The sequence below is a fragment of the Sphingomonas sp. R1 genome (assembly GCF_025960285.1).
Taxonomy (GTDB): domain Bacteria; phylum Pseudomonadota; class Alphaproteobacteria; order Sphingomonadales; family Sphingomonadaceae; genus Sphingomonas.
In genome coordinates this window covers 3,360,792-3,372,364 of sequence record NZ_CP110111.1, presented here as the reverse complement: position 1 = coordinate 3,372,364, position 11,573 = coordinate 3,360,792, and the positions used below count along the sequence as shown (strand labels likewise).

13 protein-coding genes are annotated in these 11,573 nt (G+C 66.8%); 5 read left to right on the top strand and 8 right to left on the bottom strand.

Features of this window, described 5'->3' with window-relative positions:
- Positions 1–53: 53 nt before the first annotated feature.
- A complete protein-coding gene (locus OIM94_RS16125; protein ID WP_264607697.1) occupies positions 54–452 on the top strand; it encodes a hypothetical protein in 399 nt (132 codons plus the stop codon).
- 49 nt (positions 453–501) lie between these two features.
- Here the strand turns inward: OIM94_RS16125 and yghU are convergent, their stop codons facing one another.
- Both yghU and OIM94_RS16115 read right to left on the bottom strand, forming a co-directional pair.
- Entirely contained in the window at positions 502–1,407 is a 906-nt protein-coding gene (gene yghU / locus OIM94_RS16120) for a glutathione-dependent disulfide-bond oxidoreductase (protein WP_264607696.1), read from the bottom strand.
- A gap of 130 nt (positions 1,408–1,537) precedes the next feature.
- The gene (locus tag OIM94_RS16115; protein ID WP_264607695.1) at positions 1,538–2,155 is read right to left on the bottom strand and encodes an outer membrane protein; all 618 of its coding nucleotides are present in this window, start codon (positions 2,153–2,155) and stop codon (positions 1,538–1,540) included.
- 231 nt (positions 2,156–2,386) lie between these two features.
- Here OIM94_RS16115 and OIM94_RS16110 point away from each other — a divergent pair, with 231 nt between their 5' ends.
- Positions 2,387–3,730, top strand: a complete 1,344-nt coding sequence (locus tag OIM94_RS16110) for a hypothetical protein (RefSeq protein ID WP_264607694.1) — start codon at positions 2,387–2,389, stop codon at positions 3,728–3,730.
- A 4-nt stretch (positions 3,731–3,734) separates the two neighbouring features.
- On the opposite strand, the gene dprA is transcribed toward OIM94_RS16110, so the two are convergent.
- Together dprA and plsY are read right to left on the bottom strand one after the other, a co-directional pair.
- A complete protein-coding gene (gene dprA / locus OIM94_RS16105; RefSeq protein ID WP_264607693.1) occupies positions 3,735–4,814 on the bottom strand; it encodes a DNA-processing protein DprA in 1,080 nt (359 codons plus the stop codon).
- Positions 4,807–5,391: a glycerol-3-phosphate 1-O-acyltransferase PlsY gene (gene plsY, locus OIM94_RS16100; protein ID WP_264607692.1), complete on the bottom strand. Its 585-nt coding sequence runs from the start codon at positions 5,389–5,391 to the stop codon at positions 4,807–4,809. The genes dprA and plsY overlap by 8 nt, the downstream gene beginning before the upstream one ends.
- Before the next feature lie 140 nt (positions 5,392–5,531).
- Between plsY and murI the strand changes: the two genes are divergently transcribed.
- Positions 5,532–6,329: a glutamate racemase gene (gene murI / locus OIM94_RS16095; RefSeq protein ID WP_264607691.1), complete on the top strand. Its 798-nt coding sequence runs from the start codon at positions 5,532–5,534 to the stop codon at positions 6,327–6,329.
- A 3-nt stretch (positions 6,330–6,332) separates the two neighbouring features.
- Here murI and OIM94_RS16090 read toward each other — a convergent pair whose 3' ends face one another.
- A complete protein-coding gene (locus OIM94_RS16090) occupies positions 6,333–6,503 on the bottom strand; it encodes a hypothetical protein (RefSeq protein WP_264607690.1) in 171 nt (56 codons plus the stop codon).
- A gap of 308 nt (positions 6,504–6,811) precedes the next feature.
- Between OIM94_RS16090 and hemA the strand changes: the two genes are divergently transcribed.
- The gene (gene hemA / locus OIM94_RS16085; RefSeq protein WP_319801130.1) at positions 6,812–8,056 is read left to right on the top strand and encodes a 5-aminolevulinate synthase; all 1,245 of its coding nucleotides are present in this window, start codon (positions 6,812–6,814) and stop codon (positions 8,054–8,056) included.
- Positions 8,057–8,085: 29 nt separating this feature from the next.
- Here the strand turns inward: hemA and OIM94_RS16080 are convergent, their stop codons facing one another.
- Both OIM94_RS16080 and OIM94_RS16075 read right to left on the bottom strand, forming a co-directional pair.
- Positions 8,086–8,751, bottom strand: a complete 666-nt coding sequence (locus OIM94_RS16080) for a class I SAM-dependent methyltransferase (protein WP_264607689.1) — start codon at positions 8,749–8,751, stop codon at positions 8,086–8,088.
- A complete protein-coding gene (locus OIM94_RS16075) occupies positions 8,748–9,992 on the bottom strand; it encodes a DUF3419 family protein (protein ID WP_264607688.1) in 1,245 nt (414 codons plus the stop codon). Before OIM94_RS16075 ends, OIM94_RS16080 begins: the two co-directional genes overlap by 4 nt.
- A gap of 242 nt (positions 9,993–10,234) precedes the next feature.
- On the opposite strand from OIM94_RS16075, the gene msrB reads away from it, so the two are divergent.
- Complete coding sequence (msrB, locus tag OIM94_RS16070) at positions 10,235–10,726, top strand: peptide-methionine (R)-S-oxide reductase MsrB (protein ID WP_264607687.1); 492 nt, start codon at positions 10,235–10,237, stop codon at positions 10,724–10,726.
- Between the two features lie 11 nt (positions 10,727–10,737).
- On the opposite strand, the gene OIM94_RS16065 is transcribed toward msrB, so the two are convergent.
- Complete coding sequence (locus OIM94_RS16065; RefSeq protein ID WP_264607686.1) at positions 10,738–11,214, bottom strand: CHAP domain-containing protein; 477 nt, start codon at positions 11,212–11,214, stop codon at positions 10,738–10,740.
- Between the last annotated feature and the right edge of the window lie 359 nt (positions 11,215–11,573).

Sequence of the window (11,573 nt, the reverse complement as noted above, 5' to 3'; positions counted from 1 at the left end):
GCGACACAATGGGGGTGAAGGTTACGCAGGGTTAACAACATGGGGAGGTTCGTATGCGATACGTGATTCAGACGGCACTGGGCGTCGCGGCGCTGCTCGTTTCGACCCAGGCGCTCGCGCAGCAAAGCCCCTGCACCAGCGGCGAACTGACGCGGGTGCGCCTGTCCAAGCTCAAGCCCGGCGCCAGCATGGCCGATTTCCGCGCGGCGGTCGCCGCGCATGTCGACTGGTACAAGACGCACGGCTTCAAGATCGACCAGCGGGTGGCGCCCGTGCTCGTCGTCACCCCGGGCAGCGACCCGACCGAGTCGAAGGACGAGGTGATGACCTTCGCGACCGGCGACAACGTGCCGCGCGACAAGCAGGACGCGGGCTGGGCCGCGTACGTCGCAAAATATCGCGCCGTTTCCGATCTTGTGCTCGAGAAGGGCGTGTGCATGCCCGGCAAGTGACGCGGACAGCATCCCCCGGGGAACGGACGGTCCCCGGGGGAGGCATATATCACGCCGGCTGTGTCGCCCGGATCCGCTCCAGCACCACGTCGATATCCTTGGCGTCGTGGCGCTCGGGGACCCGCTGGTCCTCCGGCCCGGTGCCGCGATTGACCAGCCTACCGCGCCGCACCGGCTCGCGCTCGGCGATCTCGGCCGCCCAGCGCAGCAGGTTCGGATATTCCTGCGCATTCAGGAACACATCCGCCCCCGCATAGGTCTCGCCGCGCACCACCGCGCCGTACCAGGGGAAGATCGCCATGTCGGCGATCGTATAGGTGCCGCCCACCATGTAGCGGTTGTTCGCCAGATGCGTGTCGAGCACATGAAGCTGGCGCTTGGCCTCCATCGCGTAGCGATCGATCGCATACTGGATCTTGATCGGCGCATAGGCAAAGAAATGGCCGAAGCCGCCGCCCAGGAACGGCGCCGAGCCCATCTGCCACATCAGCCAGCTGAGCGTCTGCGCGCGCTTCGCGGTGTCCGTCGGCAGAAACGCGCCGAACTTCTCGGCGAGGTGGATCATCATCGCGCCGCTTTCGAAGATCGGCAGCGCGGGCGACATCGAATGGTCGACCATCGCCGGGATCTTCGAATTCGGGTTGATCGCGACGAAGCCGCTGCCGAACTGGTCGCCCTGGCCGATGTTGATCAGCCAGGCATCATATTCGGCGCCCGCATGGCCGGCGGCGAGCTGTTCCTCGAGCAGGATCGTCACCTTCTGCCCGTTCGGCGTGCCCAGCGAGTAGAGCTGGATCGGATGCTTGCCCACCGGCAATGGCTTGTCGTGCGTGGCACCCGAAACCGGCCGGTTGATGTTGGCGAACTGGCCGCCATTGCCCGGCGCCCATTCCCACACCTGGGGCGGGACATAGCCGGCGGGAAGGTTGTTCGCGGGATCGGGTGCGTCGGCCATGCGGGTGTCTCCTCGGGAGGGTCTTGCCCGCGGCATGTAGGGGGCGGCCCGCGACTTGCCAGCCCCCGGCGCGACGAAGGGCCGGGCGCAGCTGGTGCCACGTCCGGCCCGTGTCAGGACTGCGCTACGCTTACTTGAAGCGCAGGCCCACGCCGGCCATCACGCGCTGGCGCGCGGTATGATCGTTGTACTGCGAATAGACATACTGGGCGTTGACGTAGAGCGGCATGCGGGTCTGCTCGCCGGTCAGCGAATATTCGACGCCGCCACCAACCTGGTAGCCGTCGGTGTTGAAGTGGTTGTAATAGGAGGTCTGGCCGGCCGGCGCGTCGAAGCGCTTGCGCTGCTCGTTGGTCACATAGCCACCCTTGGCGAAGATCAACAGCTGCGGGGTGGCAAGCACGCCCGCGCGCACCGCTGCGCCATATTCGTCGAACGACTTGTGGCAGACCGAACCGCCGACCGTGCCGCGGGTGCAGTTTTCCGACCAGTCATTGGCGCGCCAGTAGCTGCCTTCGGCACCGATAACGATGCGCTCGCCGATCTGACCATCGAAGCCGATCGTGCCGCCATAGCCGAACTTGTCGTTATGGTTGCCCTGCGACTGGAAGCGGTCGCCGCCGGCGTTGGCCTCGATGCGGATGCCGCGGAAGCTGGTGCCGTTGCTGCTGGTGGTGGATTCCTGGGCCTGCGCGGCCGTGGCGGTGAAGCCGATCGCCGCGACGGCGAGGAGAAACGCGTTACGCATACTGTACTTCCTTGGATTGGAGAGGCGTTACCTCCGCCGTAACCCGCCACAGCGCAAAGGTTTCCGCGGTCAGGCGCAATCAGGGGCAGCCGTTGCCGCAATGCAACACTCGGCCGATGGCGGTTGCCGTACCGTCCTTTCCGTCCCCCAACCGGCGCGCTTGCCGATCGAAGCAGCGCGGGGCAAAGGCGCGGCATGCCCCGCCTGCTCCCTTTCCTTCGACCAAAGACCATGTTGATCGCGGTGGCAACGGTGCTGCTCTGCTACGCGATCGCCCGCGTGCCCCGCGAGGTACATCCGCTGGATCTCACCTTCAATTCGATGCTCGACCATCTGCTGCGCGGGCGGTTTGACGTCGACCCGGCGATCGTCGGACGCGAGGGCTTCGCGGTCGGCGGGCAGGTCATGGCCTATTGGGGGATCCTGCCGGCGCTGCTGCGACTGCCCTTCACGCTGTTCCCGGACTGGCGCACGCTGGATTTCACCATCGGCTCCTGCCTGGTCGCGCTGGCGGCCATGCTCGCCACCAAGCTGTGGACGCTGAAGCAGATCCGCCGTGCCCGGCCGGACCTGCCCGACTGGCTGGGCAGGGCGGTGGCGGCGGTGCTGGTGCTCGCCGGAGCGCAGACCTGCTTCCTGCGCTTCAGCCTCTATCAGGAGGTGTGCCTGTGGGCGGCGCTGTGGGGGGCACTGTTCGTTGCCGCGGCGATCCACGCGCGTCTGCACGGACTCGGGCGCGGCGCACTGCTGGTCATGGCGCTTGCCGCGGGTCTGGCGATTCTCACCAGAGTCTCTCTGGGGATCGGCCTGGTCGCGGCATTCGCGGGCGTGCTGCTTGTCGAGACGATCCGGAACCGCGGGGGTCTGCGCGGATGGATCGCCGCGGCGACCCCGCCGGTGCTGCTGCTGGCGCTGCTCGGCGCCGTCACCGCTCTGGTAAATCTGGGGCGCTGGGGGAACCCGCTCACCTTTGCCGACTATCACCATTATCTTTACAACGCCTGGTACCCCGATCGGCTGGTGCGCATGGCCGAGCAGGGGCTGTTCAACCTCCACCGCGTGCCATTCGGCCTGATCTATTATTTCGCACCGATCTGGGTGCTGCACGGTGCCAACGGGCAACTGCTGCTGGAGGCGACCCGCCAGAAATGGATCGACGCCGCCGAATTGCCGCCGAGCAGCTTCCTGCTCACCGATCCGCTGCTGTTGCTGCTCGGCATCCTGGCGGTGCTGCAAGCCATGCGGCACACGAGCGCCACGCGGCTGCGCAGCGTCGTCATCGCCCTCGGCCTCGCCCTCCCCGCGCTGCTGATGCTCTGCGCGGTGAGCATGAACTTCCGCTACCGACTCGATTTCTACCCGCTGTTCGAATTCCTCGCCTTTTCCGGCCTGATCCGGATCGGCGAAGGCGCGCGGGCGCCGGGCAAGCGACTGGTGGCTGCACTGGCGGTGATCTCGGTGCTGGCCTCGCTGCTGATCGGTGCAGCCTATCTCGTCGGGCGACTGGGGCCGGGCCAGCTGCTGATCGGGGACGGCGTGGGTGCCTATTACCTTCAGGCGTTCGGGCTGCGCTGAGCGATCAGCGCAACGACACCCGCGCGCCGGCATGGCGCTCCAGCCGGCCGCCAAGCTCCAGTTCCAGCAGCACCAGCTGCACCACCGCCGGTCCGCAACCGCTCTGCCGGACGAGTTCGTCGACGCCGACGGGAACCGGACCGAGCAGGCCGGTCACCCGGCGCCGATCGCCATCGCTCGCATCCTCTGCGGGCGCCGCCCCGAATTGCCCAGCTGGAGCACGCACCGCACGCGGATCGATCGGTCGTACCGCTTCCCAGATATCGTCCGCGCTCTGCACCAGGATCGCGCCCTCTCGGATCAGCAGGTTGCAGCCCTGCGCGCGCGGGTCGAGCGGCGAGCCCGGCACCGCCATCACGTCGCGCCCGGCCTCGGCGGCCAGTCGCGCGGTGATCAGGCTGCCCGAGCGCGGCGCCGCCTCCACCACCACCGTGCCCAGCGACAGCCCCGCGATGATGCGATTGCGGGCGGGAAAGAAGCGGGCGAGCGGCTCGCTACCCGGCGGCTGTTCGGTGACCAGCAGGCCCTCGGCGGCGACGCGCGCCTGCAATTCGGCATTTTCCGGCGGGAACACGATGTCGATGCCGCTGGCGATCACCCCGATCGTACCGCCGGCCAGTGCCCCCTGATGCGCGGCGGTGTCGATCCCCCGTGCTAGCCCCGAGACGACCACGGCGCCGCGCTCGACCAGACCGATGGCGAGCTGCCGGGCGAACCGGCAGGCAGCCGCCGAGGCGTTGCGCGCCCCCACCATCGCCACGCAGGGCCTGGCCAGAAGCGCCGGGTCGCCGCGCAGGATCAGCGCGGGCGGCGCGGTATCCAGTTCGGCGAGGAGTGGCGGATAGGCGGGATCGTCAAGGAAGAGATAGCGCGCGCCGAGCCGCTCGACCGCGGCGATCTCGCGCCGCACGCTGCCGGGATCGGCAATTTGCGGCGTCCTGCCGCCGCCGCGTGCGGCGAGCATCGGCAGCGCCTCAAGCGCCGCCTCGGCCGATCCGTAGCGAGCGGTGAGCTGAGCATAGGTAACGGGGCCGACATTGGCGGAGCGCAGCAGCCTCAGCCGCGGCTCCCGCCGGTCAGCCACGCTTGCTGCCGACCCGAGGTTCCGACCCGCTGAGCAGCCGGTCGATATTCTCGCGATGCTTCCACAGCACGATCAGCGCGAGCGCGAGCAGCATCAGCACCAGATCGATGCGGCCGAAGAATGCCGCGCTTACCGGGGCACTGACCGCCGCCGCCATCCCCGAGACGGACGAGATGCGCACCGTTGCCAGCAGCCCCAGCCACACCGCGGCATAGACGAGGCCCGAAGGCCAGTAGAGCGCAAGCACCACGCCCATCAGCGTCGCCACGCCCTTGCCCCCGCGGAACTTGAGCCAGACGGGATAGCAATGGCCGATGAACGCCGCCGTCGCCGCAAGCGCGTCTGTGCCAGGCAGGAACGTGGCGGCGATCAACACCGCCACGGCGCCCTTGGCCATGTCGAGCAGCAGCGTCGCCGCCGCCAGGCCCTTGCGGCCGGTGCGCAGCACGTTGGTGGCGCCGATATTGCCGGACCCGATCTGGCGCAGGTCGCCTGCCCCCGCGGCACGGGTCAGCAGCACCCCGAACGGGATCGAACCGAGCAGATAGCCAAGCAACAGGGCCCCGGCAGGAGCCATCCAAGGAATTTCCGTGGGCAAAAGCGGCCCCCTTTCGTTCCTCCGTCTAGCCTCTTCCCTTACCCCAACGCAATGACCTGCATCAGCATGCAGACGCCGCGCGATTGACGGCGGCGCTGCGGCTCGGCCATGGCGGAGCGATGGCAGATCGTCGCCCCGTCCTGTTCTTCGACTCCGGTGTCGGCGGCCTGTCCGTGCTGGGCCCCGCGACCGCGCTGCTGCCACAGGCGCCGCTGGTCTATGTCGCGGATTCGGCGGGCTTCCCCTATGGCACCAAGAGCGAGGCGGAGATCGCCGCGCGGGTGCCGGCGCTGCTCGGGCGGCTGGCGGAGCGCTATGATCCACGATTGATCGTGATCGCCTGCAACACTGCCTCCACGATCGCGCTCCAGCATGTCCGTGCCGCGCTCGACCTGCCGATCGTCGGCACCGTACCCGCGATCAAGCCGGCGGCGGAGACCAGCCGCTCCCGCACCATCGGCGTGCTCGGCACTGCGGCCACTGTCCGCCAGCCCTATGTGGACGACCTCGCCGCGCGCTTCGCCGGCGACTGCACGGTGCTGCGCCACGGCTCTGCCGCGCTGGTCGAACTCGCCGAGGCGAAGCTGGCGGGCGCGACGATCGCGCCGGAGGTGATCGCCAACGAACTGGACGGGCTGTTCCATCAGCCGGGCGGCGACCGCATCGACGTGATCGTCAACGCCTGCACCCATTTCCCGCTGCTAGAGGCGGAAATGCGCGCCGTTGCACCCGCAGGGACGGGCTTTGTCGATGGCGGCCCCGGCATCGCGCGGCGCATCGCCTATCTCACCCAGGGCCAGAGCTGGCCCGACGACCTGCCCCCCGGGCGCGCCGTATTCACCGCCCGCGATCACCGCGCCGATGCTCTTGCGCCTGCGCTGGCCCGCTATGGGCTCAGCCGCATCGAAACACTGTAGCGATCAGGCGAAGTCACCAAGCAACAGCTGCGGGTCGCGCGCGATCAGCTTCGCCGTATAGCGTTCGGCCATTTCCTGATGCACGCGACGCGCGCTGCTGTCGTTACAGCATTCGGCACGCTTGCGCTCCTGCTGCGCGCGCCTGGCGAAATATTCCACGTCATTCCTGGCCATGGCTGCTCTCCGTTCACAAGCGGGAGCGCGATCGGCTCTCAGCCGCAGACTTGCCTGTTGAGCCGAGTCGTCCGCGATGGACTGCTCATAGCATAGTCGCGCCTCCACCGGTTCGTCTTATCGGCCGCCCCGATCAGATTGAGCAACTTTTCGCGTGCTGCACCTCGCTGAAAAAGGGATGCGCACAACCTAAGTTGCGCTATGACCGGTGCCGAGGTCCGGTCGGCAAGGCCGGGGGGGAGAGGCCAGGGCAATACGGGGGTTCACGTGCTGGAATTGCTCGAAGACAAGGCGTAGAGAACCAATCCATGCAGCGCCAAGACGCATCCGCACCCGCGATCGACTATACGCGGGTCTTCACCCAGGCCATCGACCGCCTCCATGCCGAGGGGCGCTACCGGGTCTTCATCGACATCCTGCGCAACAAGGGCATGTTCCCCAATGCGCGCTGCTTCGCCGGGCATAACGGGCCGAAGCCGATCACGGTGTGGTGCTCGAACGACTATCTCGCCATGGGCCAACATCCCAAGGTAATCGCGGCGATGGAAGAAGCACTGCACGATGTCGGTGCAGGCTCCGGTGGCACGCGCAATATCGGCGGCAACACCCATTACCACATCGATCTCGAGCGCGAACTGGCCGATCTCCACGGCAAGGAGAACGCGCTGCTGTTCACCTCGGGCTATGTCTCGAACGAGGCGACGCTGTCGACGCTCGCCAAGGTGATGCCCGGCTGCATCGTCTATTCGGACGAGCTCAATCACGCCTCGATGATCGCGGGCATCCGCAATTCGGGCTGCGAGAAGCGGGTGTGGCGGCACAACGACCTCGCCCATCTCGAGGAACTGCTGGCCGCCGACGATCCCTCGGTCCCGAAGCTGATCGCGTTCGAGAGCGTCTATTCGATGGACGCCGACATCGCGCCGATCGCCGAGATCTGCGACCTGGCCGACAAGTATAATGCGCTGACCTATCTCGACGAGGTCCATGCCGTCGGCATGTACGGCCCGCGCGGCGGCGGCATCTCGGATCGCGAGGGGCTGGCCGACCGGCTGACGATCATCGAGGGCACGCTCGGCAAGGCGTTCGGCGTGATGGGCGGCTACATCGCCGCAGACCAGGTGATCATCGACGTGATCCGCAGCTATGCGCCGGGCTTCATTTTCACGACGTCGCTGTCGCCGGTGCTGGTCGCCGGCGCGCTGGCGAGCGTGCGGCACCTGAAGGGCTCCAGTGTCGAGCGCGACGGCCAGCAGGCCGCTGCCGCCATGCTCAAGCAGCTCATGGCCGACGCGGGTCTGCCGGTGCTGCCGTCGACCACGCACATCGTGCCGCTGATGGTGGGCGATCCCGTGAAGGCCAAGAAGATCAGCGACGTACTGCTCGCCGAGTATGGCGTGTACGTGCAGCCGATCAACTATCCCACCGTGCCGCGCGGCACCGAGCGCCTCCGCTTCACCCCCGGCCCGGCGCATGACGAAGCGATGATGCGCGAGCTGGTGGACGCGCTGGTCGAGATCTGGGGCCGGCTGGAACTGCGGCTGGCGGCGTAAGCGCCGTCAGCCTCCCGAAACGCAGCGTCTCAGCCTGGCCGCCGCAGCACCGCGCTCCAGGTATAGCCGCGGAGCGACGAGCGGAATTCCGCCGTCATTCCCTGCTCGGCGGCGATCGCCTCCACCACTTCGCGCAGATCGGCGCGGGGATAGACGTGGAAGGCGTTTAATTCCTTGAAGTGGAAGCGCTTGGCCAAGCCCGGCAGGCGCTCGTACTGGCCGAAATCGACGATGTGCAGGCTGCCGCCCGGCGCCAGCGCCTTCGCCCCCAATGCGATCGCTTCCCTCCAGGGCGGGATCATCGACAGCGTGTAGCTCATGAACACGCGGTCGACTTGAGCGAGGTCGAACAGCGCGCCCACGTCGAATGCTCCGGCGTCGCCCTGCGCCAACGTGATCTTGTCCGACAGTCCGTGCTTCGCCACCGACTTTCGCGCCGTATCCAGCATCGCCTCGCTGATGTCGAAGCCGTGGAAGCGCGCGTTGGGCCAGCGCTTCGCTGCGACGATCAGGTTGCGCGCGGTGCCACAGCCGACCTCGAGCACCGTGCCGCCCGGCGGCGGCGCCAGCTCGCGGATCAGCCGGTCGCGACCGAGCAGATAGAATTTGCGCGTGAGATCGTAGAAGTGGCGATGGAGCGCATAGGTCGCATCCATCAGCCCCTTCTGATCGGCAGCCCCGGCCTTGCCGCTCATGCGTGCGGCTTCAGCGTCCAGACATGGGTCGCGCCGTACACCGACGAACGGTCACGACGCGTCCAGTCGTCGAGCTTGGCCTGGTCCTCATATTGCCACTGGTTCATCAGCTCGTCGGGGATATGGCCGCGCACCACGTCCGGCACCGCCGCCGTACGATACAGCACGCGCGCGCCGGGCTTGGCGGTGCGGGTGATCTCGGTCCAGATCCGGGTCAGCTGCTCGTCGGTCATCCAGTCCTGCGCGTCGAGCAGGATGTAACGATCCAGCGACTGGGCCGGCATCGACTCCAGATAATCGGCATAGTTGGTGTGGCGGATCTCGACACGGTCGGCGCGCTCGCGGACCAGTTCATAGTTCTTGCGCTCGAGATAGGGCGGCAGCGGCGCGCCCTCATGCTCGCCGTATCCGCGGCCGAACGCCTGCCAGGCGTAGAAATTGTCCTTGAGGTCGAAGTCGCAGGCGAGCTTGCGCAGGCGGCTGCGGAGCGCGCCGGTGATGCCTTCCTGATCGTCGACCTTCAGCAGGTCATACTGCGCCGGCGGGATGCCGAAGCCGAAAAGGGCGGCAGGCTGATCGACCATCCAGCGCAGCAGCTTCTTGTCGAAGAACGGTGCGAAGCGCGTCTCGAAGATGTGGCGCTGCTCCTCGATCGACTTGGCCGCGAGAATTTCCTTGGGATCGATCCCGTAGCGATGCGCCAGCCAGTGGACGAAGCCGATCAGGCGGCCGAGCAGACCCTGGCGGTAGAAGCCGGTCTTGAACCCGTTGATGCGGCGAACACCGTTCGGCGCACGACCTTCCCAATAGGCGCGCGCGCTGTCGTCCAGGCTGCCGCGCAGATACGTCTTGTACGCGTCGACATTCTCCGGGCGGTTGGCGAGACCGAAGAAGCGGTGGAAGGACTCATAGTCCGGCAGGCGCAGCGCAGCCTGCTGCTTCAGCTTGTTGAGCGCGATATGCGCCGGATTGAGATCCACCGCGGTGATCTTCGCCGGGTTCGCCGTCAGATACGAGAACACGTTGCAGCCGCCCGACGCGATCGTGACGATATGGCTGTCCGGCGTGATCTGCAGCGCTTCCATGTCGATCACCGGGTCTTCCCAGATCTGGGCATAGACCAGGCCGCGGAATGCGAAAGTGAAGGCGCGTTCGAGGATGCCCTCCTTCGAGAGATGCTCGTGGCGGTGCACCGCACCGCGAACCGCATCGTTCTTCGGCGCCTTGGCGATAGATGACATTTCGAAACGACTCCCGGCGTACGAGCCGGTCCGGCGCCCCGCCGAACCTGCTCTCCACCCCCCTGTGACAAAAGCTTTGCAGCCTTGTGACACTGCACCCGGGAAATCAATCCTCGGGCGCCACCAGCAGTTCGAAACCGGCGCCCACCAACACTGACTGGCAAAAAGCAGCACGCAGGGTGCAACCTTTTGCCGCCGCCACCCGAACCTATATCGACTGCTTCTATTCCACGAGGTCCGCCATGCCGTTCGATCGTCGCCAGTTGCTCGCCGCCGCCGGTGTGGGCGCCGTTGCGCTCCCGCTGTTTGCCTGCAGCAACGCCCCCGCCGCGCCGCTGCCCGACTTCCCGCTCAAGCTGAGTGACGCGGAGTGGAAGAAGAAGCTGAGTCCGGCGGCCTATAATGTGCTGCGGAACGGGGGGACGGAATATCCCTTCACCAGCCCGCTCAACAAGGAGCATCGCAAGGGCGTGTTCGGCTGCGCCGGGTGCGCGCTGCCCCTGTTCGATTCCGCCACCAAGTTCGACAGCGGCACCGGCTGGCCGAGCTTCTATGCGCCGCTGGGCAATGCCGTAGTGACGCGGGGCGATCGCAGTCTCGGAATGGAGCGCACCGAAGTGCTGTGCCGCCGCTGTGGCGGGCATCTTGGCCATGTCTTCGATGACGGGCCGAAGCCGACGGGCAAGCGCTATTGCATGAACGGGGTGGCGCTGCGCTTCACGCCGCGGGCGTGACCGGCGGCCGCTTAGTTGGCGAAGGTCAGCGTCGGCAGGCTGAGCGCGGCGACCTGGACGTTCGCCCAGTCGTTCGTCGGCGCCGAACCCGGATAGATGAAGCCATTGACCGGATAGGCCGAGGTGCCGAGGCCGGCGGTGCGGCCATACCATACGCGAACTTCGCTCCAGTCGCCCTTCGCCGAGACGTCGACGGCGCGGACGTCGCGCTCGATCGCACCAAGGGTCGACCAGTTGGCATGGGTGAGCAGCACTTCGCGGTCGCTGACGACCTGCGACACCATTGCGACATGGCCCATCGGCATGCGCGCGGTGCGCTGGAACGACATCACCGCACCGACCTTCGGGGTTTCGCCGCGCTGGTAGCGACCGGCGGCCTGGTCCCACCAGGTCCAGGCGTTGCCGCGAAGCTCGACGCCGGATGCCTGGCGCGCGAACGTGACGCACTGCCAGAAGGTGCCCTTCGCCTGTGCGGGGGCCGTGGTCATCAGGGCGCAGAACGCCATCAGCGCGAAACGCACTGCAAAACGAGTGAACAAGTTTTGGACCCCCCGGTCAGAAACGAAGCGGTTGAGGGTTGCTAGCCAAACTATAGGACGCTCGTACACCCCCGCGGTTCGCCGATCCGACGAACCGTTGGAATGTGCCGACGAGGTGCGCTGAACCGTTTCTGAATGGCGGGAACCTTCCTCCGCGGCTGTCTTGCCCCGCAATGGAAAGCCGATTGCCCATTCTGGTGCACGGCCGCCAACCTACGGGAAATTACAGCACGATATCAGTTGCCTAAGGGTTTTCCCTAGCGTCATCGTTTCGTCGCAAACCCATGTTGCGTCGCAACACATTTTAG